The organism is Bradyrhizobium sp. DOA9 (assembly GCF_000617845.2).
GTDB lineage: Bacteria > Pseudomonadota > Alphaproteobacteria > Rhizobiales > Xanthobacteraceae > Bradyrhizobium.
Genome location: NZ_DF820425.1, coordinates 5001727 through 5025119, shown reverse-complemented (window position 1 = coordinate 5025119; position 23393 = coordinate 5001727). Strand labels below are relative to the sequence as shown.

Here is a 23393-nt window from a genome sequence, read left to right as displayed (position 1 = left end):
TCTCTGGAAAAACAGTCGGAAAAAGCGTGTCCCGAGGCCCGGCAAGGGTGGTTATCGGGGGTGCGATGCGCTATATGATTCCCAGACAAAACCTCACCGGATTCCCCCTTGGCTGACGACGACAACAAGCCCGGCGACCAGCCGGCGCAACCCTCGGACATTCGCCCCGTCTCGATCCTCGACGAGATGAAGAAGTCGTACCTCGATTACGCCATGAGCGTGATCGTGTCGCGCGCGCTGCCCGATGCCCGCGATGGTCTGAAGCCGGTGCATCGGCGCATCCTGTTCTCGATGAACGAGCAGGGCTTCACGCCCGACAAGAAGCACAAGAAGTCCGCCGGTATCGTCGGTGACGTCATGGGTAAATACCACCCGCATGGCGACCAGGCGATCTACGACGCGCTGGTCCGCATGGCGCAGGACTTCTCGATGCGCGCGCTGCTGGTGGACGGGCAGGGCAATTTCGGCTCGGTCGACGGCGACCCGGCGGCGGCCATGCGCTACACCGAGTCCCGCCTGACCAAGATCGCGCTCAAGCTGCTCGAGGACATCGACAGCGACACCGTCGACTTTCAGGACAATTACGACGGTTCCGAGAAGGAGCCGGTGGTCCTGCCGGCGCGGTTCCCGAACCTGCTGGTCAACGGCGCCGGCGGCATCGCCGTCGGCATGGCGACCAACATCCCGCCGCACAATCTCGGCGAGGTCATCGACGCCTGCATCGCGCTGATCGACAATCCGTCGCTGACCATCGACGAGCTGATCAACATCATCCCGGGTCCGGATTTCCCGACCGGCGGCATCATCCTCGGACGCCAGGGCATCCGCAGCGCCTACCATCTCGGCCGCGGCTCCATCGTGATGCGCGGCAAGGTCGCCTTCGAGACCATCCGCAAGGATCGCGAGGCGATCGTCATTACCGAAATCCCGTATCAGGTGAACAAGGCGACGATGGTCGAGCGCATCGCCGAGCTCTACAAGGAAAAGAAGATCGAGGGCATCTCCGACCTGCGCGACGAGTCCGACCGCGACGGCTACCGCGTCGTCGTCGAGCTCAAGCGCGACGCCGTGCCCGACGTGGTGCTGAACCAGCTCTACAAATTCACGCCGCTGCAGACGAGCTTCGGCGTCAACGCGGTCGCGCTCGACAGCGGGCGTCCGCAGACGATGAACCTGAAGGACATGCTGACGATCTTCGTCGGCTTCCGCGAGCAGGTCGTCACGCGCCGGACCAAGTACAAGCTGCGCAAGGCGCGCGAACGCGCGCATGAGCAGGTCGGCCTCGCCATCGCCGTCGCCAATATCGACGAGATCATCAAGGTGATCCGCACCTCCCCGACGCCGGCTGCCGCGCGCGAGACCCTGATGACGCGGGATTGGCCCGCGCGTGACGTCGAGGACATCATCACGCTGATCGACGATCCCCGCCACCGCATCAACGAGGATGGCACGATCCGCCTGTCACTGGATCAGGCGAAGGCCATCCTGGAACTTCGCCTGGCGCGGCTCACCGCGCTCGGCCGTGACGAGATCGGCGGCGAGCTGTCGAAACTCGCCGGCGAGATAGGCGAGTATCTCGAGATCCTGCGCTCGCGCGCCCGCATCCTCGACATCATCAAGACCGAGCTTGCCGAGGTGAAAGCCGAGTTCGCCACGCCGCGCCGCACCGTGATCATGGAGCAGGAGGGCGAGGTCGAGGACGAGGACCTGATCCAGCGCGAGGACATGGTGGTCACGGTCTCGCATGCCGGCTACGTCAAGCGCGTGCCGCTGTCGGCCTATCGCGCCCAGCGCCGCGGCGGCAAGGGCCGCTCCGGCATGCAGACCCGCGACGAGGATTTCGTCAGCCGCTTGTTCGTGGCCTCGACGCACACGCCGGTGCTGTTCTTCTCCTCGCGCGGCCAGGTCTACAAGGAAAAGGTCTGGCGGCTGCCGATGGCGGCGCCGAACGCACGCGGCAAGGCCATGATCAACATCCTGCCGCTGGAGCAGGGCGAGCGCATCACCACCATCATGCCGCTGCCGGAGGACGAATCGACCTGGGGCCAGCTCGACGTGATGTTCGCCACCACGGGCGGCAACGTCCGGCGCAACAAGCTGTCCGACTTCGTCGACGTGCGCCGCTCCGGCATCATCGCGATGAAGCTCGACGACAACGAGGCGATCGTCGACGTGCAGATCTGCACCGAGCGCGACGATGTGCTGCTGACCGCGGCCGGCGGCCAGTGCATCCGCTTCCCCGTCACGGACGTCCGCGTGTTCACCGGGCGCACCTCGATGGGCGTGCGCGGCATCGCGCTCGGCGAAGGCGACAAGGTGATCTCGCTGGCGATCCTGCGTCACGTCGAGACCACCTCGGACGAGCGTTCGGCCTATTTGAAGATGCGCCGCGCGGTCGCGGGCGAGGCCGCCGCGGACGAGGCGCCGACTGACGCCGAGGCCGAGGAGACCTCGGGCAGCTTCCAGCTCCCGCAGGAGCGCTATGTCGAGATGTCGGCAGCCGAGCAGGTCGTGCTGACCGTCTCCGTCAACGGCTACGGCAAGCGGACCTCGTCCTACGAGTACCGCACGACGGGGCGCGGCGGCAAAGGCATCGTCGCCATGAGCGTCAACAACCGCAACGGTAATCTGGTCGCCTCGTTCCCGGTGGAGGAGGCGGATCAAATCATGCTGGTCACCGACAAGGGCCAGCTGATCCGCTGCCCGGTCGAAGGCATCCGCATCGCCGGCCGCTCGACGCAAGGCGTGATCGTGTTCGACACCGCCGAGGACGAGCACGTCGTCTCGGTCGAGCACATCACGGAAGAGGCGGAGAGCGGCAACGGCGAGAACGGCAACGGGGCGTGACGCCCCGTCCTAGGCGCCGTTCGCAAGCTCCCTCGTCAGATCGGCAAGCGCGCCCGACGGGCCATTCCGTCGGGCGCGAATATCATGCAGTCTGCGACGGGACGTCGCAAATATCCATGGGGGTTTCTATGAGGTCCGGACCAGGCTTGCTGACGTGAAGCTGACGGACCCGGCTACGGCGTGCGGTCGGCGGTCACGAGGCGTGCCTCACGGACATTGGCCTTGCTGCCGGCGCTGCGCAGGCAGGAGGCTTCGAAGTTCGGCCAGGCCTGCTGCGAGCAGTCACGGCCGACAGTGCGGATGTCGAGCCGGTCGCTCTTGGCGAGCGGCTGCGGCACGCTGGCTTCGACCTTCGGGGCAAAGCCGGGCAGGAGGGTGAGGGCCGCGGCAACACACGCAGACAGAGCGATCGCTGAAAGAGCCTTGATCATTGACAGTCCCCTGTGATGCGGCCGCCTACGCCCAGTGGGCGGCCCGTCTTTCGTTGGCCGGATTAGTAACCATGGCCAGTTTCCGGACGTCTTCGCCGATGCGGGAAATGGTTTCGTTCGCGGTCCGTTTTGTTTCGTGGCTGCCCCGAGGACGAAACAATTCGGGCGATTCCGACATGCTCTTGCGGAAAACCGGCCGGGAACCGGGGCGGCTTGCCGGCCCGGGCCGGGCGCGGTAGGACGGGGCCATGTCGCGCATCGCCTTCTACCCTGGTTCCTTCGACCCCATCACCAACGGCCACCTGGACGTGGTCCGGCACAGCGTTTCCTTGTGCGACAGGCTCGTGGTCGCGATCGGGGTGCATCCCGGCAAGAAGCCGCTCTTCTCGACCGAGGAGCGCCTCAAGATGCTTGAGGACGTCTGCGGTCCGATCGCGGCGCAGGCCGGCTGCGTGCTCGAGGCGACGACCTTTGACGATCTGTCGGTCGCCGCGGCCCGCAAGCACGGCGCGACCATCATGATCCGGGGCCTGCGCGACGGCACCGACCTCGACTATGAGATGCAGCTCGCCGGCATGAACGAGGCCATGGCGCCCGAGGTGCATACGGTTTTCCTGCCGGCCTCTCCCATGGTCCGCCCGATCACCGCCACTTTGGTGCGCCAGATCGCCGGCATGGGCGGGGACGTCTCGGCCTTCGTCCCGCCGCAGGTCGCGGCGCAGCTCAAGGCCAAATTCGCCAGCTAACGGCGCGCTTCCACTTCTTTCTGATCCGGAGTTGTCATGATCCGAATTCTCGCAGTTCTTGCCGCGCTTCTGTTCGCAGTGCCGGCGGTGGCGCAGCAATTGCCGGCAAATCTCGACAAGGCCAACGCCATCGTCATCGACAGCACCAAGGGCCGCATCGTCATCAAGCTCAGGACTGACATCGCGCCCCAGCATGCCGAACGCATCAAGCAGCTCGCGCGCGAAGGCTTCTACAACAACGTGCCGTTCCACCGCGTCATGGACGGCTTCATGGCGCAGACGGGCGACGGCCAGAACGGCAACGGCACCGGCGGCTCGAAATACCCGAACCTGAAGCAGGAATTCTCCAAGGTGCATTTTGCCCGCGGCATCGTCGGCATGGCCCGGCGCGGCGACAGCGTCGACAGCGCCAACTCGCAGTTCTTCATCATGTTCGCCGACGGCGGCAGCCTCGACGGCCAGTACACCGTGATCGGTGAGGTGGTGCAGGGCATGGACGTCGTCGACAAGCTGAAGAAGGCGCCCCCCGGCTCGCCCGGCGGCTCCGTCACCGACCCCGACAAGATGGTGAAGGTGCAGGTCGCCTCCGACATCAAGTAGAACAGCACGATGGCGCGCTGCGGTGACAAGCTTCTGCTGGTTGCCGCGGTGCTGCTGTCCAGCCTGTCGGGTGCTGCCGCCCAGGAGGGGCGGGTCGACACCATCAAGGACGTGTTCCGGCATCTGCACGGCTGCTGGAAGCCGCCGCCGACAGCCAAGGCCCGCCCCCTCGACATCACCGTCGTCGTGAGCTTTAACCGGTCCGGCGACATTCTGGGCCATCCGAGGATTACCTATGAATCCGCGGAGGCCTCCGACAATGACCGGCTGCAATACCGGATCGCGGTGATGGAGGCGTTGCAACGCTGCACGCCGATGCCATTTACCGATGCAATGGCCGGCGCCGCAGCGGGGCGTCCCTTCGCGATCCAGTTCCGCAGCCGCAAGACGTCACCCGACAAGACTTCACCCCCAACGCAAGAGAGACGAGCATGAGCGCCACCGAAAACACCCTGATCCTCGAGACCACGCAGGGGCCCGTCACCATCGAGATGCGGCCCGATCTCGCGCCGAACCACGTCGCGCGCATCAAGGAGCTGGTGCGCGAGGGCTTCTACGACGGCATCGTGTTTCACCGCGTGATCGAGGGCTTCATGGCGCAGACCGGCTGCCCGCACGGCACCGGCACCGGCGGCTCCGGCAAGAAGCTGAAGGCCGAGTTCAACAAGGAGCCGCATGTGCGCGGCACCGCTTCGATGGCGCGCGCCGCCAACCCTGACTCCGGCGACAGCCAGTTCTTCATCTGCTTCGACGACGCCCGCTTCCTCGACAACCAGTACACGGTGTGGGGCAAGGTCACCGAGGGCATGGAGAACGTCGACAAGATCAAGCGCGGCGAGCCGGTGCAGAACCCCGACAAGATCGTCAAGGCGCGCATGGCTGCGGACGCGGAGTAACTCCGTCTTTCCAGGGGCGCGCGTTCTCGCGCCTCTGGAGGTACGTCACGAATGCGCACCGATCTGTTCGATTTCGATCTGCCCCCGGAGCGCATCGCATTGCGCCCCGCGTCCCCGCGCGACACCGCCAAAATGCTGGTCGTCGAGAACGGTGCGCTGCGCGACCAGATCATTTCCGACCTGCCGCAATGGTTGAGGCCGGGCGACCAGCTCGTCGTCAACGACACCAAGGTGATCGCGGCGCAATTGAAGGGCCGTCGCATCGGCCGCGAAACCGAGCCCAAAATCGAGGCCACGCTGATCAAGCGCCTCGACGGCTCGCGCTGGCAGGCGCTGGTGAAGCCGGCGAAGAAGCTCGCCGCCGGCGACCGCATCCGCTTCGGCAATGAAGGCAAGGTCTGCCTGCTCGGCCATCTCGACGCCGAGGTCGAGGCCAAGGGCACCGAGGGCGAGGTGACGCTGTCGTTCTCGTTCCACGGCCCGGCGCTGGACCAGGCCATCGCCGATCTCGGCAGCCCGCCGCTGCCGCCCTACATCGCCTCCAAGCGCACGCCTGACGATCAGGATCTCGCCGATTACCAGACCATGTTCGCGGCGAACGAGGGCGCTGTTGCGGCTCCCACAGCGGGTCTGCATTTCACGCCGGCGCTCGAGCAGGCGCTGCGCGCGCGCGACGTCGGCATCAACCGCGTGACGCTGCATGTCGGAGCAGGGACGTTCCTGCCGGTGAAGGTGGAGGACACTGAAGGCCACAAGATGCATGCCGAGTGGGGCACGATCTCGGCCGCAACGGCGGAGCGGCTCAACGCCGCGCGGAAGCATGGCGGCCGTATCGTTGCGGTCGGAACCACGTCATTGCGGCTGCTGGAAAGCGCCGCGAGCGAAGACGGCACGATCCAGCCATTCGCCGCCGAGACGTCGATCTTCATCACCCCCGGCTATCGCTTCCGCGCGGCCGATATTCTGATGACGAATTTCCACCTGCCGAAGTCGACGCTGTTCATGCTGGTGTCGGCGTTCTCGGGGCTCGAGACGATGAAGCGTGCCTATGCGCACGCGATCGCGAGCGGATACCGGTTCTATTCGTACGGTGATGCGTGTTTGCTGTTCCGGGCACAGCGGTAGGGTGGGTTAGCCGCAAGACGTAACCCACCACTGCTCGTCTCCGCGAAAGCACAAGAGGCGGATTACGCCTTCGGCCAATCCACCCTATGCACCTTCTGTTACGCCATCACCCGCTGCGGCAACAGCTCCGCGATCTGAACCGCGTTGAGCGCCGCGCCCTTCAGCAGCTGATCCGCCGCGACGAACATCGAGATCGAATGCCCTGATGGATCGCTGAGATCCTTGCGGATGCGGCCGACCAGGACGTCGTCCTGGCCCGAGGCGTCGATCGGCATCGGGAAGTAGTTCCTGGCGCGGTCGTCGACCACCTTCACGCCGGGCGCCTGCGCCATGATGGCGCGGACCTGGTCCTCGCTGATCGGCTTCTCGCATTCGAAGGTGATGGCCTCGCAATGGGCGCGCAGCACCGGCACGCGCACGCAGGTGACGCCGACGGCGATCGTCTCGTCTTCGAAGATCTTGCGGGTCTCCTTGATGACCTTGGTCTCCTCGTCGTTGTAGCCGGTCTCGGGATCGACGGCGGTGTTGTGGTTGAACAGGTTGAAGGCGTAAGGGTGCGGCATCACCTTGGGCGTGTAGACCTGCCCGTTGAGATTGGCGCGGGTGGATTCGACCAGCTCCTCCATCGCGGCGGCGCCGGCGCCGGAGGCCGCCTGATAGGTCGAGATGATCACGCGCTTGATGCGGTTCTTCTGGTGGATCGGCCACAGCGGCACCAGCGCGGTGATCGCAGCGCAGTTCGGGTTGGCGATGATGCCCTTGTGGTCGCGGATGCGGCTGGCGTTGATCTCGGGGATCACCAGCGGCACGTTGGGGTCCATGCGGAAGGCGGAGGAGTTGTCGACCACGACGGCGCCCGACTTGACCGCGATCGGCGCATACTTCTTCGAAATGCTGCCGCCGGCGGAGAACAGGGCGATGTCGACGCGCTCGAAGGAGCGCTCGGTCAGTTCCTCGATCACGATGTCCTTGCCGCGGAACGACACCGTCTTACCGGCCGAGCGGGCACTGGCGAGCGCCTTGAGCTTACCGACGCGAAAGCCGCGCTTGTCCATGGTGGCGATGAATTCGGCGCCCACCGCACCGGTGACGCCGACAATCGCGACGACGGGATCGTTACTCACTTTGTCCTCCATTGGATTGAGAATTCAGACAACAAAAAAGCCCCGGACCATCGAGGGCGGGGCTTGCCGTAGAGCTGATGCGTTTAAGTCGACGACCTACGCGCGCACGCCTCCCCGGGCCCCTTCGGCCGTGGTGGTTTTGGTCGTGCGTTTGGTGGTCGTGAACATGGCGGCGACTTATGCGGGAGAGTCTTGCCTCCGTCAATGGCTTTTCGGCCCGGTCGATGCCGGGGGAGGCCAGCCGCTATTCGGCACCCGCTATTTCCCCTTGGCGCCCGGCGGCTCCAGGGTGACCTCCTTGAGGTCGTCGCCGCTGACGACGACGATCGAGAAGTTCAGCCGGCCGCGCTCGCGGACCAGCCCGCCGCTGATGGCCTTGCCCGCGGCGGCGCGCTCGGCGACGCGCACGGCATCGGAGAGGCGGTGCCTGATCGCACCGAGCGCTGCGAGGTTGCTGCGGTCCTCGCGGTCGAGCTCGGTGAGGGGCAGGGCGGCTTCCCCGCCGACCAGCTCGCCGGTTGAAGCATTGATGGTGTGGCGCCAGATCCGGTCGTTGTGCAGGGTCTTCACGCGGTAGACCGGCACGCCAGAGCCGCCGTCGAAGCTCACATCGGCGGTGGTGGCGCCGGCATGGCGCGCTTCGGCAATCGCCATGGCCTGGCTGATCGTGATCGACGAGCTGCGGAATCGTTCGATTTCGCGGCTGACTGCCTGGCGATCCGCCTCAGTATCACCATCTGTGTCGCCGTGAAGCGCGGTCGGCGTGCTCGTGGTCACGATGGCCTGTGCCGGCGCGGCGACGAGCAGCGCGGGCAATGCGATCGCAATCAGGTGCGAGGTCCATCGTTTGGCAGTCGTCATGCTCGAAACCCTCGGCCAGCGAGTGTGCCGGATGATCGTAAAGAATTCGCGGCCGGCCTTGGGCATCGGCCGGCCGCGGAGCGCCCGCGGAGGGCTGTACCCGCCGCGACGTTCGAAGCGGGTCCGGACCTCTTTGGGGCTGGTAAAAAGCGGCCCGAACCGACTGTAATAAAACCATACCGTATCGTTTCGTTTTGGTCAATGACGCTGCAGCGTCACCCCATGGGGAAAGTACGCAAGCTCACGGATTTGTCAGCGCGAGGAACGGCGTTTCGGCGCGTCCTGAACGCGGTCGGCCCGTCCCAGCGCGCCGGCCAGGAACAGCTTGATCGCCGCGCGCATGCGCTTCTCGGCGGCCTTCGGCTCCAGAGCCGTACCGAAGGTCGCCATCCGGTGGGTGTGACCGACCACGACGTCGAGGAACACCTCGGCTGCGATGGTGGTGTCTTCGACATCGAGCGCGCCTTGCGCCACCAGATGGTCGAAGAAGCGCGCCGTGGTGGCGACGGCCTTGAGCCAGCCTTCCTCCTTGCCGAGCTTGGCGACGTCGGGAAAGTTGATGGCCTGCGCCGTCATCATGCGGCTGAAGGCGACGGCATCGGGGCCGCAGGTGAAGGTCAGCATCTCGCGCCCGATCTCCACCAGCCGCTGCTCGACCGGAATGTTCGAGGCGCTGGAGAGCTGCGTCTCTGCCGCCGCCGACAGCGGCGCGAGCCAGCGCTCGATCTCGCGCCTCAGCACGGCCGCGAACAGGCCGCGCTTGTCGCCATAGCGGGAATACACCGTGGGCTTGCTGACCCGCGCGGCTTCCGCGACCGCATCGAGCGAGGTCGCGTCGAAGCCGCGGTCCAGGAACAGGCGGGTGGCGACCTCGATCAGCCGCTGATCGCGCTCGATCGCGGCGGTCTTCGTCGGCCGGCCGCCGCGCGATTTCGGCACCTCGCGCCGTGGCGCTGCCGGTTTGGTCCTGGTCGCAGTCAATCCCATGCCCAATGATTCCTGCGCGGTCGTGATATCGGTCACTCGCTCTATATCGCGCAGGAGCGGAGGCGTCATCGCGAATCTGGCCGAATTGGCCCTATCGTCAACGGTTTCGCTATCGTCTCGTTCCGTCGCGAGGGATCACGGCATCGTCGAGGTCCAGGCCCGGCCGGATGCCGCCTTCTCGTATCCGTACTGATAGAGCGCCCGCATATAGCCGGTGTCGAACCCCTCCGACGGCGGGGCAGGATAGTCGCGCGCAATGTAGGAGAGATGGAAGCCCAGCCGGTTGCGCTTGGCGAAATCGTAGGTCGAGAAGATGATCGAGCGCGTCTGCGATTGGGTGATCGCCGACAGGCTGCGCGAGGCGACGTCGATGGTGCCGTTGGACACCAGCTCGAAGTTGCGCTCGATCTTCTTGTTGACGAGGATGTAGATGTCCATCTTCGCATTGCCGGGCAGGCGGCCGCTCTGGAACAGCAGAGCTTCCGGCAAGGTCAGCACCGGCGCCGTCACGCCGCCGTCGACATGCATCTCCTGAAACTTGCGGCCCTGGCCTTCGGCATCGATCATGATGGGCGGAAACACCAGGGGAATGCTGGCGGAGGCCGCCATCACGTCGCGAAACAGCTTGAGCGCCTCCGGCGTTCCGACCGCGGCGATCTTGCCCATGTCCCAGATCGCGGTGCGCTGCGTGTCGAGGTCGGTCGTCACCACCAGCAGCTTGCGGCCTTTGGCGTCCTCGCGCGCAACCTGCTCCATGATCTCCGGCCCGACATAGCGGGCCACGAGCTCGCGCAGCCTGGTGTTGCCGAACAGGCCGGATCCGAACAGCACGCGCATGATGCTGGGGTCGTTCAGGAGGCTCTCTGCGATGCCGCTGGTGTAGACCTCCTTCAGCGTGTCGTCATATTGCGGCCCGAGAAACGCGAACGGCGCGATCAGGCCGCCGGTGCTGACGCCCGAGACGACCGAGAAGGTGGGGCGGGTTCTCGCTGCGGTCCAGCCGTTGAGCACGCCGACGCCATAGGCGCCGTCGGCGCCGCCGCCGGAGAGCGCCAGATAGGTTTTCGTCGCGGCGCTATAGTCCTTCTCGAAGCTGAACCTGGTGACCGGCTCGTCGGCGTAGCGCCTGAGCCCGTCGATATCCAGCACGCGCGAGACGCTGGCCTCAGCGGCCGTGTAGGGCGTCCGGGGCAGGGAGGTGCAGGCGCCGAGCGCCAGGCTGCAGATCAGGACCGCCGATCCGATCAGGCTGACTCCAGTCCGCCCGATCCGGTCATGCGAGGGGACGGATGCGGCGGTCGAACACGAAGGGTACGGCATTGTCGGTGGCTGGCGATCACGCATCTACCGCCGCAGGCAAGTTCGCCGCGGCATCTCGTCCAGCCCCATGTACAAAACTACACGGTTTCGTTTCGTTTTGCAAGGGCGCAGCTCGCAAACCTTGTGTTTGGTCGGTGTCCCAGTCTGACGCACAAGCCGGCCCGGGTAAGGTCTGGCGGGTTGATCGGCCTCCTCCGACACGCAATAAGCACCGCCATGAATCCCGACAATGACCTTCCCAATCACTTTGAGTTGCTCGCCACCGACGGGGCCGCGCGCACCGGGCGGCTGACCACCCCGCACGGCGTGGTGCGGACCCCGGCGTTCATGCCGGTCGGCACCGCCGGTGCCATGAAGGGCATGCACTGGCGCGAGGTGCGCGATGCCGGCGCCGACATCGTGCTCGGCAACACCTATCATCTGATGCTGCGTCCGACCGCCGAGCGGATCGCAGCGCTCGGCGGCCTGCAGAGGTTCACCGGGTGGAACGGACCGATGCTGACCGATTCCGGCGGCTTCCAAGTGATGTCGCTGGCGGATTTGCGCAAGGTCAGCGAGCACGCCGTCACCTTCCGCTCGCATATCGACGGCGCGAAGGTCGAGCTGTCGCCGGAGCGCTCGATCGAGGTGCAGCGTTTGCTCGGCTCCGACATCGCCATGCAGATGGACGAATGCGTGCGGCTGCCCGCCGAGCGCGCCGACATCGAGCGCGCGATGCAATTGTCGCTGCGCTGGGCCGAGAGAAGCAAGCGCGCCTTCGACAATGCCCCGGACGGCTACATGCTGTTCGGCATCGTGCAGGGCGGCGACGTGCCCGAGCTTCGTCATGCGAGCGCGCAAGGCCTCGTCGAGATCGGCTTCCACGGCTATGCGATCGGCGGTCTTGCCGTCGGGGAGCCGCAAGCCGTGATGCTGGCGATGATCGACGAGACCGCGCCATTGCTGCCGAAGCAGCGCCCGCGCTATCTGATGGGCGTCGGCACGCCCGACGACATCCTCGAAGCGGTGAAGCGCGGCATCGACATGTTCGATTGCGTGATGCCGACGCGTAACGGCCGGCACGGCGTCGCCTTCACGCGCTATGGCGCGGTGAATTTGCGCAACGCGCGCCACGCCGACGATCCACGCCCGCTCGATGAAGAGAGCTCATGGCCGTCGACGCGCAGCTGCGCGCGCGCCTATCTGCATCATCTCGTCAAGGCCGGCGAGACGCTGGGCGCAATGCTGCTGTCGGAGATCAATGTCGCGTACTACCAGTCCCTGATGCAGGGCATCAGGGACGCGATCGCACAGGGAAAGTTCGAGGAATTCTATCAGCGTACGCGCGCGGACTGGGCGAGAGGCGATATCGCCCCGCGCTAGATCAAGGGTCCAAACTCAGTTGCACACGATCCGCCGCTTCACGGCATGCTTGGTCACGAAGCCGTAGCCGCAATTGTCGCACGTCCAGAGATAGCTGATGACGTGGTCCGAGACGTAGGCAGATGCTTCGGCGGCGACCATGGAGTCGGCGCAGACGGGACAGGTCGGCAATTCGCTGCAACGCGGATCACGCCTTAGCGATACGGTCGACATCACTTCAGCAACTGCTGACATCGTGGTGACCTCCCTGCTTTAAGACCTAAGTCTAACATAAGCAGAATCAGTTGACGAGGTCGCAACACAAATACGTTGGTTTTCTGCTAATTAAAGCTCACGCGATTTTGCGATGCAGCGTATTTAACATGTGCCGCAATTGTCGCTTGCGTGTTCTCGCAGGCTATCCGTAACTGCGCACGTGCTGCGTAAGAAGCGCAAATCGTCGCCACAGGGAGTTCAGCATGGACGCATCGTCCAACACGGGTGCAGCGCACCAAGCCGGCCGCGGCCGGATTTATGACTCGATCGTCGAGGCGTTCGGCAATACACCCATCGTGCGCTTGCGCCGGCTGCCCGGCATGCACGGCGTGAACGCGACCATTTTGGCAAAACTTGAATATTTCAATCCGGCCGCAAGCGTGAAGGACCGCATCGGCGCGGCCATGATCGTCGCGATGGAGAAGGCGGGCATCGTCAAGGCGGACACCGTGCTGATCGAGCCGACCTCCGGCAATACCGGCATCGCGCTCGCCTTCGTGGCGGCCTCGCGCGGCTACCGGCTCAAGCTGGTGATGCCGGAATCGATGTCGATCGAGCGACGCAAGATGCTGGCCTTTCTCGGCGCCGAGCTGGTGCTGACGCCGGCGGCGCAGGGCATGAAGGGCGCGATCGCGGCGGCCGAGGAGCTTCTGAAAACGACGCCGAATTCGGTGATGCCGCAGCAGTTCAAGAACCTCGCCAATCCCGAGGTGCACCGCCGCACCACCGCGGAGGAGATCTGGAACGATACCGGCGGTAACATCGACTTCTTCGTAGCCGGCGTCGGCACCGGCGGCACAATCACCGGCGTCGGCCAGGTGCTCAAGCCGCGCAAGCCCGGCTTGCGCGTCGTCGCGGTCGAGCCGGAGGAGAGCCCGGTGCTCTCGGGGGGACAGCATACCCCGCACAAGATCCAGGGCATCGGCGCCGGCTTCGTCCCCGACATTCTCGACCGCTCGGTGATCGACGAGATCGTGAAGATCAACTCGACCACGGCCGTCGAGACCTCGCGCGCGTTGGCGCGGCACGAGGGCATTCCGGGCGGCATCTCCTCGGGCGCGGCGATCGCCGCCGCGATCGAGATCGGCAAGCGGCCGGAAGCTTCCGGGAAGACCATCCTGGCGATCGTACCGTCCTTCTCCGAGCGGTATCTTTCAACGGCTCTGTTCGAGGGAATCTAGGACATGGCAGATCAACCGAGGCGGCCGCGCACGCTGGGCGACGCGCGATCGGAGGCCGAGGCGGCGTTCAAGAAGGTGACCGCCAAGGTCGCCGCGGCGCCGCCGAAGCCCAACGTGGCGCCGGGGATCAAGGAGCAGGTCACGCTGCGCATCGACCAGGACGTGCTCGAGTTCTTCCAGGAGGGCGGCCCCGGCTGGCAGGACCGCATCAACGAGGCACTGCGGAAGGCGGCGGGGAAGTAGGGGAGCGATCCGCAGGCTGGAACGTCCCTGCGCTCGCATCTCTATCCCAATCTCTCGTCATTGCGAGCGAAGCGAAGCAATCCAGAATCCCTCGGCCGAGACAGTCTGGATTGCTTCGCTTCGCTCGCAATGTCGGCGTGTGCGGCAGCGCCGTCCTCCCGTTTGTCTTCCCGTACGAGAATGGCAAAAAGCCCGGCGCGAGCCGGGCTTCTGTCGTCTGGGATCCGTCTCGCTCTCAGCGGCGGAACATGCCGCCCATCATGCCGCCGACCACGCCGCCGACGAAGGCCGCACCCGCGGCGTCGCCGGGATTGCTGCGCTGCTGCGGCGCCGGGGCGCTGCTCTGAGCCGGGGCGGTGGCGGCGCGCCGAGCCGGCTTCTGGCTGGTGTCGCTCGCCGTGGCCGGGGCAGCCACGACCTCCGAGAGCAGGGCCTTGTGCTGGTTCTTGTTGAAATAGCCCGATGAGGGATAGCCGCGCGCAGCCTGCCAGCGCTTGATCACCGCGCGGGTCTCGTCGCTGAACACGCCGGTCTGCTTGGTGTCGAAGCCGAGACCGTTGAGGCGGCGCTGTACGTCGCGGCGCTGCGTCTTGTCGAGGCCAAGCTGGTCTTCGGTGAGCTGGTTGGCCTCGTCAGTGAAGGTCGCAGGATCGATGCCGGCGTTGAGCGTGCGGGTCGCAGTCGAGGGGCCGCTCTTGATCGCCGCAAGCCGCGCCAGCGCCAGCGCCTTGAACTGGCCGTTCGGGTAAGCGGTGAGATAGGCGTTGAGCTCCTCGGCCTTGTTGGATTCCTTGACCGAGCGCCAATATTCCAGCTCGACACCGTCCGAGCTTCCGGTCGCCGCCGGCACGATGCCGGTCGCGGTCGGGGCCGCGGCGGCGACCTGGGTGGTCGGGGCCTGATTGAGATAGACGGAGCCGGTCAGGTTGGTGTGGCCCCAGGGCAGCTGGCCCTTGCGCGTCTCCTCATTAACCTGAGCGCGCACCGACGTCATCGCCTGCTGGATCTCGACGCCGGGCTTGGTGATGTTGTCGATTAGCGCACGGGTGAACGGGCTGTTGTTGCCCTCCTGGCCGTCGAGCGCGGTCTGGCCCGGGCCAGTGGCGAATGCGATCAGCGTGCCTTCGCCGGACTTCATCTCGGCGAGGCCGCTCTGGACGTTGACGCTGCGGGTCGCCGAATTCGACTTGATCTTGGCGGCGAACGGATTGTCGCGGCAGGCATCGAGGAAGACGAGCTTGACCTTGGCATCGCCCATGGTCTGCTCGAGCGTCAGGTCGATGTTGATCGCCGCGCCCAGCTTGACGTCCATCTCCGACTTGATGTCGGCGTCGACGGGCAGCAGGTAGTTGGTGCCACTGACGGCGATGCCGTGGCCGGCATAATAGAACAGCGCGATGTCGGAGCCCTGCGCCTTGCGGCCGAAATCGAGCAGCTTCTCGGTCATCTGGTCGCGGCTGAGATTGGAGCCTTCGATCACCTCGAAGCCGACATTGCGCAGCGTGGCCGCCATCGCCTTGGCGTCGATCGGCGGGTTCGGCAATTGCGCGACGTTCTTGTAGGAGCCGTTGCCGACCACGAAGGCGACGCGGCGGTCGGCCTTGGCGGCACTGATCGACAGCGCCATGCACATCAGCGAAGCGAGGAGGGTGAGATAGCGCATTCTGAAATCCCCAGAATCGAATTGCAGGCAGCAACAAATTGGCAGCGAACCTACACGAAGTGCCCGACTTCGTGCCACCAAAACGGTCAGTCCGTTGCGTTCAACCCGCCGCTGTGTGGCCGAATGTGCACGATGGAGCGTCTCTCCAGCGTGATCAAGATCACACGGCCACTTGGTTTTGTCGCGGGAGGCGGCGTGAGGTTCACGGTGCGCGGGCGGGAACCGGCGAAGCGGGCTTCAAATTGAGAAGATTGCCGAACAGGATCAGCACGGCCCCGAGCACGGTCCAGGCATCGAGCTGTTCGGAATACAGCAGCCAGCCGGCGGTTGCGGTCAATGGAACCCGCAGGAAGTCCATGGGAACCACGATCGTCGCGTCGGCGTAGCGCATCGCGCTGGCGAGGCAATAATGTGAGAACGTGCCGCAGACGGCGATCACGCCGACCCAGGCCCAGACATACAGCGATGGCCAGGTCCAGACGAACAGCGTCGGAACGAAGCCTGCCACCGACTGAACCACGAGCATCCAGAACAGGATCGAGAGCGCGCTCTCGGTGCGGGTCAGCGATTTGACCTGCGCCATCGAGACACCGAATCCCATGGCCGCGCCGAGCGCGATGAGCTGGCCCGGATTGATCTCCCCGGCCGCCGGTCGGACAATGACGATGACGCCGACGAGGCCGAGAACGATGGCGGCGATCTTCCACGGTGTCATCCGCTCGGACAGGAAGCTTGCCGCGAGGAGGGCCGTCCAGATCGGCATGGTAAACTCGATGGCCACCACTTGGCCGATCGGAATCAGTGTCAGCGCGAAGAACCAGCCGAGCTGCGCAATATAGTGCACCAGATTGCGGGCGACATGCTGCGGCAGGCGCGATGTCTTGAGCGCCTTCAAGCCGCCGGCGCGGTAGATGATCGGTGACAGCAACACGAAGCCGGCCAGCGACCTCACTTCCATGATCTGAAAAACATTCAGCTCGCGCGTGGTCTCGCGCCCGGCCACCGCCATGACGAGCATCAGCGACAGCCAGCCGGCCATCCACAGTGCAGCCATCATTTTCGACGGTGTGGTGCTCATTTCGGCGGGGTGGAATACGAAGGGGCGGCCGGTATCGGCGACATTGCCGCCGTTTGCAACGGCCAAATCTGCGGATGCAGCGATGCAGGTCGGCATGTTAAGGCATCGGCCGAACAACGAGAACATCGGGAGAGATTGCTCATGCGTATCCTGCAGCCGGCCGAGTGGAAAAAACCGCGCGGCTTTTCCCACGGCGTCGCAGTCGAAGGGCCGGGCCGGTGGGTGGTTCTGGCCGGACAAACCGGCGGCGACGAGGCGGGCAATTACGCGCCCGACATGGCAGCCCAGGTCGCGACTGCGCTGAAGCGGATCGTCAAGCTGCTGGGTGAGGCCGGCGCCGGCCCCGAGCACATTGTCCGCCTGACCTGGTACCTGACCAGTCGCGCCGAGTACGAAGCGGCAGGTGCCGGCATTGGCGCGGCCTGCAAGGAAACGCTCGGGCGCAATTTTCCGCCCTCGACGCTGCTCTATATCGGAGGCCTCGTCGACGAGCGTGCCAAGGTCGAGATCGAGGTCACGGCGTTCGTGCCCGGCGCATAAAAATCGATCCGGCGAGGGCGCCGGATCGATCGTCCTGTCACCTGGTGTCCTACTTCGACATCGAGATGTTCGCGCCGCGGAACTGGCTGTCCGCGCGCATCGTGACGTGCTGTTTGCTTCCGGACGTCTTCAGAGAGATGTTGGCGTTGAAGCCGGCGGTGGAGGCTACCAGCTCGTAGTTTCCGCCACTGCCGCGGCCCTGGAGCGAACCGGAGATGTTGCGGCTCGTCTCAGACCAGCTGCCCGCGATGGCGCCGCCTTCGGCCTTTACGTTGGCGCCGAGGTTGAACTTGTAGGCATCGCTGGCGCAGGTCAGCGACATCTCCATGGTCGGTCCGATCGGAGCGTATTTGGCCCGGCAGCGGATCCGCTCGGTCGAGCCGTCATCCAGCGTGACCGTGCCACCGCCGCTCCAGCTGCCGGCCAGCGGGGCGAACGGACCGGACTGGGCCTTGCTTTGGGTACTGGCGATCCCCGCCGCAAACAAGACGGCGGCCGCAATCAGCAGCCGCCGGTTCCGGGCGCGAGCTTCAATTGGTTTATTGGCGCGATGCTTCCCACCGCCCGCTGCACGGTATGCCTGCAGATGCTCCATTCCACTTCCCCGATCCGGCGTTGCCGCTGAGTTGACCGTTGGCATATGCACCATTGATCGAAACTTTCACAAGGCCCCCATTGCCGATGGTGCCGGAAACGTTAGCGCCGGGCGCGGTGATCTTGCCGTCGGCAACCGTCAGCATGGAGCTTGCGGTCGGCTCGCACGAACCGCTCTTGGTCACAATGGTGACCTGCCAATTGCCGTCATAGGGATTCTGGGCGAAGGCGGGAGCGGCGAGGGTGCCGGCGAAAACTGAGGCGGCACAGAACACCGCAATGCGACCAAAACGCATGAATTCGTCCTTGAATGTGTCTGATTACCTGACGGTTATTCGGACGAAATGTGACGGAAATTTGTTGCGATGCCAAAGCGAAAATTGTTCCTGTGGGAACAATGGTTTATTTGCCCTTTTGGCTCCGATTTCCGAAGCGGAATCAAGGCCCCCTCACGTTAAGGGTAAACGTCAGGACGACTCAGGAAGGCGTGGCTCAGGGGGTTTGGCCTAAGAGAGGCTCGGTGCGGAGGTCGCGAACTGCTCGTCCTGGGCTTTGGCGGGCAGCGCCTTGTGGACCTTGGCGTAGTCGATCACGTCCGCCAGCAGCTTGAGCCCGAGCGGCGCCAGCGCGCGCTCCCAAAGCTCCCGTGCGGTCTCGCCCTTCTTGACGAAGCACCAGTCCTGGGCGGCGATCGCACCGGCATCCATGCGGTCGGCGAGATGGTAGATCGTGCCGCCGGCGATCGGGTCACCTTCCTTGATGGTCCATTCCACCGCAGCCTTGCCGCGGTGGCGCGGCAGCAGCGAGGGATGATAGCCGATCCCGCCGAGCCTGGCAGCGGCGAGCGCATCCTTGCCGATCCTGGCATGGCTGTGTGCGGTGATGATGAGATCGGTGTTCGGGGCGATCTCGGAGGCCACCACCAGCTTGGGGTTGGCTTGCACCTGGACCTCGATGTCCGCCGCCTTGGCCGCCGCGGCGAGGCGGTCGTCGGCGTCGACCACGACGACCCGGACGACCGAGACGCCGTGCTCCCGGAGCATGTTCAGGGTGGTCACGCCGAAATGGCGGGAGCCGACGAGGGTAATGCGCATGGGTGTCCGATCCGTCTCGCAACTGCGTCATCCCCGATAACACGTCCGCACGCCCTGTCACCACCCGCACAGCATTTGCGTGGGTTATCAACAATGCAACCGGGCGCCGATTGCGTGAACTCCGGGATTGCACGGCCGAGCTGACCGGTGCTTCCATGCGGGCATGACACCGGCGCGGGAGCGAGCGCATGCACAGCATGGGGTTTTTCGTCGTCGCGACACTGATGGCGGTCACTTCGGCCCAAGCTGGCGGGCCTTACCCGGCGGTGCCGCCCGAGACCGGGGTCGCGCCATCAATCGGCCCGACTTGGGACGCCTACCGTTGCGCGCAGGGGCCGGTGATCAATTTCTATCACGGCGCCTATTACGGCGAGGAGCCGCCGGCGGTCTATCGCGGCTACGCCTACCGGCCGTACTACCGTTACCGCGCCTATCGAAAATTGCCGCGCACCTATTTCTGCGTCATCGACGAGAGCACGTAACGGGTTCCTGTGTTTCGTTCTTAACGAAGATATCTCCGATGGCTGATAAAGTGCGTCAACCGGGGCTGGCGACATTTCAACCCGCATTCGTTTTCGAACCCGGCTTTGGCCGCCGGCGTGACCGCCGGCGGCCTTTTCGTGTCACGCACCACGAAATCATCGAACGGTAACACGATCTCAACCAGCTTGGCGTATCGATGAATCCGTCGCGGATTTGTATTGCGTACCGCGACACTTGAAATCGTCCGACGGCGTGGGTACGCCGCCGGGCCTTTTCGTCGGGACAGATTTCATGCCGAGCGCGATCGAACAGATCGTCGACGCCTATGTGCGTCTGAAGAACCGCCGTGGACTCGACGAGCTGATGTTGCACAGGCAGCGGCTCGCGGTCGATCTGAAGAGCCGGTCCGGCTATGATTTCAGCCTGCCGATCGGCCAGATCGACGAGGAGATCGCGATCATCGAGGCGGGACTCAGCCGGCTCAAGGCGGAGAGTTCCACGATCTAGTAAAGACTGCATCGCGAGCGGGATTGGGCGCCGACGCATTGTCGCAGTCCAGGCCCAGTTCATGCAGGGTTCAGGCCGGCCGTGTCTCAATTGTCAGGTCATTTCGTGGGACACGAATCCTGATAGGCTTGTCCCCGTGATTTGGAGGAATCGTTATGATCGAGCTTGCGCTGGCCGGCCTGCTTGCGTTCGCAACCGTGCCTGCGGCACCGACAGCGCCCATGGTGGAGCAAGTGCAATTCAGAGGCGGTCCGGGCGGGCAATGTCCGCACGGCTACGACTACAACCACTCGAACGGCCGTTGCTATCCCAATGACTATCACGCGCCGGGTGTCTATACGCGGGATCCCGGACCGGGCGAATATTATGGACGACGCGGCGGCCTGTGCCCGCACGGTTATGACTACAACTACTCCAACGGCCGCTGCTATCCGAACGGAGCGCATGCGCCCGGCGCTTACGGTCAGCCCGAATATTCCGGACGACGTGGCGGGCTCTGCCCCCACGGCTTTGCGTATAATTATGCGGACGGCCAGTGCTACCGCAACGGCATGCAACCGCCGGGACTGTACGGACGCTAGCTGATCGCCCGCGCGTTGACCGCTCAGTCGCGCCTGCCGCCGTCGATGACCGTGAACAGCGGCCGCGCCGGTGTCGGCTCCACCAACAACTCCTCCACCAGTGCGGTTGCCGCGTCGACATATTTGCGGGTCGGCTTGTCGAGAGGGCGCTTGGCCTCGTCGTCGAGTGCGACTTTTGCGGCCTCGACCAGCTTGCGCATGCGCGCGGCATGGTCGTCGCCCGCGGTCAGCGTCGCGCGCGCCAGCGAGCGCAGCACAAACAGCTCGCCCTCGAGGCGGAGCAGACGGTCGTTGAGCCTGGTCAGGATGGCGTTGAGGTCGGCCATGGTGTTCGAAGCGGAGGGGCCGTCCTGATCTAGCCCCGATCGGTGAACGGAGTCCAAACGGCGCCGGTGCAATTCGGCCGATCCGGGATCATCGCGGGCGGCTTACCACTCGACGCCGGCCCAGCGCCTCCCGAACACAGGCGGCTTCGTCTTCACGGCCTGCCAGCCGAAGAAATGATGCTTGCCGGACCAGGCGTGCACGACGCCGTTGCAGATGCCGCATTTGAAGCTGCCGCTGTGGGCCTCGCTGTGCTCCTCCTTGGTCGCGGTGTAGTTCATGCCGCAACTCGCACAGGTGAATTCTTCGATCGTCCAGATGCTGTTGGCCATGGCCCGGAATGCGTTTCGGTGACTGCGAACGGAAGGTAGTCTCCAGCATTTGCAGCGGCGTAAACCGGCGCGGGGAAATCCGGTTAACGGGCGTTAGCCAACCGGGGTTGGACTTGCCCGGATTCTGTTCCCCGTCGGGGCTGCCGCCGGTTCCAGTCGTCTTGACGCCAGATGCGTTGCTGGCAATAACGGCTGGACCCGCAAGCGCGGACGTTGCGTTCATGCCGCAAGGAAAGCTGTGCCCGTGAAAAGCCTCCGTCAGCTGCTGACGGGTGAGGACGTCATCCAGCTCGTGATCCGGCTCGGCCTGCTTGCCCTGCTGATCATCTGGACCTTCCTGATCATCCGCCCGTTCGTGCCGATCCTGGCCTGGAGCGGCGTGCTGGCGGTCGCGTTCTATCCGGCGTTCAGCTGGGTTGCCAAGATCCTGGGAGGACGGCCCAAAACCGCGGCCGCGATCCTGACCCTGATCACGCTGGGCATCGTCATCGGTCCGGCGACCTGGCTCGGCATCAGCGCCGTGGACGGCGTGCGCGAGCTGGCGCGCCAGCTCGGCACCGGCGACCTGGTGCTCCAATCGGCGCCCGAGCAGCTCAAGTCCTGGCCGCTGGTCGGCCCCTGGTTGTACGAGCTCTGGGATCAGGCCTACAACAACATTCGGGCGGTGGTGCGCGAGGTGGCGCCATATCTCCAGCCGCTGGCTGGCCCGCTGCTCTCGCTCGCGGGCGATGCCGGCGTCGGCACGCTCCAGTTTCTGGTCTCGGTGTTCGTCGCGGGCTTCCTGTTTCCGCATGGACCGCGCCTGGTCGCCGCCGGCCGCGGCTTCCTGTTTCGGATCGTGCCGGAGCAGAGCGAGCATTTCCTCTCGCTGGCCGGTGCGACCATCCGCGCCGTGGCGCAGGGCGTGATCGGCGTCGCGATCGTGCAGGCGCTGCTGGCCGGTATCGGCTTCAAGCTCGCATCGATGCCGAGTGCGGGCCTTCTTGCCTTCATCGTGCTGCTGCTCTCGATCGTGCAGATCGGTGCTTTCCTGGTGCTGCTGCCGGTGATAATCTGGATATGGACCGCCAAGGACGTCACCACGGCGCTGCTGCTCACCGTGTTCTTCGTCCTGGTCGGCTTCATCGACACCATGCTGAAGCCGCTCGTCATGGGCCGCGGCCTGACCACCCCGACCATCGTGATCTTCGTCGGCGTCATCGGCGGCACGCTGGCCCACGGCATCGTCGGACTGTTCATCGGACCGATCATCCTGTCGGTGGCCTGGGAATTGATGATGGCCTGGATCAGGACCGAGGACCGGGCGGAGGCGGGGAAGGGTTGACCTCGCCCCGCCAGCGCTGTGTCTGCCGCCCATGTCGGGTAGCGCGCGGCCTGTGATCAAGCCGCGCCGCCAACTTGTCTGTTCGACTAGACAAGTTACCATTGGGTCGATTCTGTTTTCGACAACGGCAGCAATGGCGAAGTCTTCCAAGCTGGTTGCCGCCAGACGCGGCAAGGTATTGTTGGTCAGACGCCGGTCCGACGGCCTGTGGATGTTTCCGGGCGGCCGCAAGCGTGCGCGCGAGTCGGAGAAGGACTGCCTGCGCCGGGAGATCAAGGAGGAACTGCCCAAGCTGAAGCTCGGCAGGATCAGCCTCTGGAAGGAAGTGAAGGCGAGGAACAAGCGCTCCGGCCGCAAGATGAGCGACGCGATCTTCATCGCAAAGTCCGCCAAGGGCAGGCTGGCGATCGGCGACAAGAAGGAGATCGACCGCGCCGCCTGGCACAAGCCGCGCGGCATCCGCCTGACGCCGACCTCGCGCTATATCCGCGACCGCCTGTTTCCGCGCAAGCGGCGAAGCTGAGCCGCTAGTCCTCCCGCGTCGCCGATCGCGTCCTGCCTGCAAATCTCCTCGACTGCGCCACCTCCGGCTCGGATGCGGCAAGCCTCGCGGCCTGCAGCTCCCGCATCTCCTTGCGGACCTGGCGCGCATGGCGCATCGCCCGCTTGATGAAGGGATGTTGAGAGTCCTCGCCGAAGAACAGGACGACTTCGCAGCTCGGACATTGCCTGGAATAGCCGTCCTGCAACCGCCCGGCGTGATCGCGAAACACGTTCTTGCACCGCGTGCACTGGATCTGGACCGAACTCATGCGCGGATGACAATCGCTTTGAAAATGGATCGTCAGCTGATCCGAAATATCTGAAGAAAGCTTGAATGCCGTCGGCCCGTCGC

The 23393-nt window shown here is 64.9% G+C and carries 29 protein-coding genes; 15 read left to right on the top strand and 14 right to left on the bottom strand.

All coding sequences use genetic code 11. The annotated features are described in order from the left end of the window. Positions 1-108: 108 nt before the first annotated feature. Positions 109-2847, top strand: coding sequence for a DNA gyrase subunit A (gene gyrA / locus BDOA9_RS23535; protein WP_025036421.1), 2739 nt, complete (start codon positions 109-111; stop codon positions 2845-2847). Between the two features lie 173 nt (positions 2848-3020). Here the strand turns inward: gyrA and BDOA9_RS23530 are convergent, their stop codons facing one another. Then, positions 3021-3278 (bottom strand): hypothetical protein, encoded by a 258-nt coding sequence (locus BDOA9_RS23530; protein WP_025036420.1) that lies wholly within the window; start codon positions 3276-3278, stop codon positions 3021-3023. A 248-nt stretch (positions 3279-3526) separates the two neighbouring features. Here BDOA9_RS23530 and coaD point away from each other — a divergent pair, with 248 nt between their 5' ends. The 5 genes from coaD to queA are packed head-to-tail and all read left to right on the top strand — an operon-like array spanning position 3527 to position 6645. Next, on the top strand, positions 3527-4024 hold the full coding sequence (coaD, locus tag BDOA9_RS23525) for a pantetheine-phosphate adenylyltransferase (protein WP_025036419.1): 498 nt from the start codon (positions 3527-3529) through the stop codon (positions 4022-4024). Between the two features lie 36 nt (positions 4025-4060). Next, positions 4061-4624 (top strand): peptidylprolyl isomerase, encoded by a 564-nt coding sequence (locus BDOA9_RS23520; RefSeq protein ID WP_025036418.1) that lies wholly within the window; start codon positions 4061-4063, stop codon positions 4622-4624. A gap of 9 nt (positions 4625-4633) precedes the next feature. Next, complete coding sequence (locus BDOA9_RS23515) at positions 4634-5059, top strand: hypothetical protein (RefSeq protein ID WP_025036417.1); 426 nt, start codon at positions 4634-4636, stop codon at positions 5057-5059. Next, the gene (locus tag BDOA9_RS23510; protein ID WP_025036416.1) at positions 5056-5520 is read left to right on the top strand and encodes a peptidylprolyl isomerase; all 465 of its coding nucleotides are present in this window, start codon (positions 5056-5058) and stop codon (positions 5518-5520) included. The genes BDOA9_RS23515 and BDOA9_RS23510 overlap by 4 nt, the downstream gene beginning before the upstream one ends. 51 nt (positions 5521-5571) lie before the next feature. Further along, positions 5572-6645 carry a tRNA preQ1(34) S-adenosylmethionine ribosyltransferase-isomerase QueA gene (gene queA / locus BDOA9_RS23505; protein WP_025036415.1) on the top strand — a complete coding sequence of 358 codons (1074 nt, stop codon included), beginning with the start codon at positions 5572-5574 and terminating at the stop codon, positions 6643-6645. 98 nt (positions 6646-6743) lie between these two features. Here queA and BDOA9_RS23500 read toward each other — a convergent pair whose 3' ends face one another. The 4 genes from BDOA9_RS23500 to BDOA9_RS23485 all read right to left on the bottom strand — a co-directional run bounded on the left by BDOA9_RS23500 (position 6744) and on the right by BDOA9_RS23485 (position 10961). Then, a complete protein-coding gene (locus BDOA9_RS23500) occupies positions 6744-7781 on the bottom strand; it encodes an aspartate-semialdehyde dehydrogenase (protein ID WP_025036414.1) in 1038 nt (345 codons plus the stop codon). A gap of 246 nt (positions 7782-8027) precedes the next feature. Next, positions 8028-8630 carry a PepSY domain-containing protein gene (locus tag BDOA9_RS23495; RefSeq protein WP_025036413.1) on the bottom strand — a complete coding sequence of 201 codons (603 nt, stop codon included), beginning with the start codon at positions 8628-8630 and terminating at the stop codon, positions 8028-8030. Positions 8631-8882: 252 nt separating this feature from the next. Beyond that, the gene (locus tag BDOA9_RS23490; RefSeq protein WP_025036412.1) at positions 8883-9617 is read right to left on the bottom strand and encodes a TetR/AcrR family transcriptional regulator; all 735 of its coding nucleotides are present in this window, start codon (positions 9615-9617) and stop codon (positions 8883-8885) included. A 135-nt stretch (positions 9618-9752) separates the two neighbouring features. Beyond that, the gene (locus tag BDOA9_RS23485; protein WP_025036411.1) at positions 9753-10961 is read right to left on the bottom strand and encodes a patatin-like phospholipase family protein; all 1209 of its coding nucleotides are present in this window, start codon (positions 10959-10961) and stop codon (positions 9753-9755) included. A 192-nt stretch (positions 10962-11153) separates the two neighbouring features. On the opposite strand from BDOA9_RS23485, the gene tgt reads away from it, so the two are divergent. Continuing rightward, the gene (gene tgt / locus BDOA9_RS23480; RefSeq protein WP_025036410.1) at positions 11154-12299 is read left to right on the top strand and encodes a tRNA guanosine(34) transglycosylase Tgt; all 1146 of its coding nucleotides are present in this window, start codon (positions 11154-11156) and stop codon (positions 12297-12299) included. Between the two features lie 15 nt (positions 12300-12314). Here the strand turns inward: tgt and BDOA9_RS23475 are convergent, their stop codons facing one another. Next, positions 12315-12533 carry a hypothetical protein gene (locus BDOA9_RS23475; protein ID WP_025036409.1) on the bottom strand — a complete coding sequence of 73 codons (219 nt, stop codon included), beginning with the start codon at positions 12531-12533 and terminating at the stop codon, positions 12315-12317. A gap of 224 nt (positions 12534-12757) precedes the next feature. Here BDOA9_RS23475 and cysK point away from each other — a divergent pair, with 224 nt between their 5' ends. Both cysK and BDOA9_RS23465 read left to right on the top strand, forming a co-directional pair. Then, a complete protein-coding gene (gene cysK / locus BDOA9_RS23470; protein WP_025036408.1) occupies positions 12758-13735 on the top strand; it encodes a cysteine synthase A in 978 nt (325 codons plus the stop codon). A 3-nt stretch (positions 13736-13738) separates the two neighbouring features. After that, on the top strand, positions 13739-13978 hold the full coding sequence (locus BDOA9_RS23465; protein ID WP_025036407.1) for a BrnA antitoxin family protein: 240 nt from the start codon (positions 13739-13741) through the stop codon (positions 13976-13978). Positions 13979-14213: 235 nt separating this feature from the next. On the opposite strand, the gene BDOA9_RS23460 is transcribed toward BDOA9_RS23465, so the two are convergent. Together BDOA9_RS23460 and BDOA9_RS23455 are read right to left on the bottom strand one after the other, a co-directional pair. Continuing rightward, positions 14214-15641, bottom strand: coding sequence for a caspase family protein (locus BDOA9_RS23460; RefSeq protein ID WP_025036406.1), 1428 nt, complete (start codon positions 15639-15641; stop codon positions 14214-14216). Between the two features lie 202 nt (positions 15642-15843). Beyond that, a complete protein-coding gene (locus tag BDOA9_RS23455; protein ID WP_025036405.1) occupies positions 15844-16719 on the bottom strand; it encodes a DMT family transporter in 876 nt (291 codons plus the stop codon). Positions 16720-16860: 141 nt separating this feature from the next. Here BDOA9_RS23455 and BDOA9_RS23450 point away from each other — a divergent pair, with 141 nt between their 5' ends. After that, positions 16861-17259, top strand: a complete 399-nt coding sequence (locus BDOA9_RS23450) for a RidA family protein (protein WP_025036404.1) — start codon at positions 16861-16863, stop codon at positions 17257-17259. 49 nt (positions 17260-17308) lie between these two features. Here BDOA9_RS23450 and BDOA9_RS23445 read toward each other — a convergent pair whose 3' ends face one another. From BDOA9_RS23445 to BDOA9_RS23435, 3 genes are all read right to left on the bottom strand, one after another. Beyond that, positions 17309-17854, bottom strand: a complete 546-nt coding sequence (locus BDOA9_RS23445; RefSeq protein ID WP_042336411.1) for a hypothetical protein — start codon at positions 17852-17854, stop codon at positions 17309-17311. Then, complete coding sequence (locus BDOA9_RS23440; protein WP_025036402.1) at positions 17799-18149, bottom strand: hypothetical protein; 351 nt, start codon at positions 18147-18149, stop codon at positions 17799-17801. Before BDOA9_RS23440 ends, BDOA9_RS23445 begins: the two co-directional genes overlap by 56 nt. Positions 18150-18359: 210 nt before the next feature. Further along, a complete protein-coding gene (locus BDOA9_RS23435) occupies positions 18360-18947 on the bottom strand; it encodes a formyltransferase family protein (RefSeq protein ID WP_025036401.1) in 588 nt (195 codons plus the stop codon). A 188-nt stretch (positions 18948-19135) separates the two neighbouring features. On the opposite strand from BDOA9_RS23435, the gene BDOA9_RS23430 reads away from it, so the two are divergent. The 3 genes from BDOA9_RS23430 to BDOA9_RS23420 all read left to right on the top strand — a co-directional run bounded on the left by BDOA9_RS23430 (position 19136) and on the right by BDOA9_RS23420 (position 20518). Further along, positions 19136-19429 (top strand): hypothetical protein, encoded by a 294-nt coding sequence (locus tag BDOA9_RS23430; RefSeq protein ID WP_025036400.1) that lies wholly within the window; start codon positions 19136-19138, stop codon positions 19427-19429. 292 nt (positions 19430-19721) lie between these two features. After that, positions 19722-19937 carry a hypothetical protein gene (locus tag BDOA9_RS23425; protein ID WP_025036399.1) on the top strand — a complete coding sequence of 72 codons (216 nt, stop codon included), beginning with the start codon at positions 19722-19724 and terminating at the stop codon, positions 19935-19937. Between the two features lie 233 nt (positions 19938-20170). After that, a complete protein-coding gene (locus BDOA9_RS23420) occupies positions 20171-20518 on the top strand; it encodes a hypothetical protein (RefSeq protein ID WP_244521517.1) in 348 nt (115 codons plus the stop codon). Positions 20519-20541: 23 nt separating this feature from the next. Here BDOA9_RS23420 and BDOA9_RS23415 read toward each other — a convergent pair whose 3' ends face one another. Further along, entirely contained in the window at positions 20542-20844 is a 303-nt protein-coding gene (locus tag BDOA9_RS23415) for a hypothetical protein (RefSeq protein ID WP_025036397.1), read from the bottom strand. A gap of 102 nt (positions 20845-20946) precedes the next feature. After that, a complete protein-coding gene (locus tag BDOA9_RS23410) occupies positions 20947-21174 on the bottom strand; it encodes a hypothetical protein (RefSeq protein WP_025036396.1) in 228 nt (75 codons plus the stop codon). Positions 21175-21418: 244 nt separating this feature from the next. Here BDOA9_RS23410 and BDOA9_RS23405 point away from each other — a divergent pair, with 244 nt between their 5' ends. Together BDOA9_RS23405 and BDOA9_RS23400 are read left to right on the top strand one after the other, a co-directional pair. After that, a complete protein-coding gene (locus tag BDOA9_RS23405) occupies positions 21419-22498 on the top strand; it encodes an AI-2E family transporter (protein ID WP_025036395.1) in 1080 nt (359 codons plus the stop codon). A gap of 133 nt (positions 22499-22631) precedes the next feature. After that, positions 22632-23021, top strand: a complete 390-nt coding sequence (locus tag BDOA9_RS23400; RefSeq protein WP_025036394.1) for an NUDIX hydrolase — start codon at positions 22632-22634, stop codon at positions 23019-23021. Positions 23022-23025: 4 nt separating this feature from the next. Here the strand turns inward: BDOA9_RS23400 and BDOA9_RS23395 are convergent, their stop codons facing one another. Beyond that, a complete protein-coding gene (locus tag BDOA9_RS23395) occupies positions 23026-23310 on the bottom strand; it encodes a hypothetical protein (RefSeq protein ID WP_025036393.1) in 285 nt (94 codons plus the stop codon). Between the last annotated feature and the right edge of the window lie 83 nt (positions 23311-23393).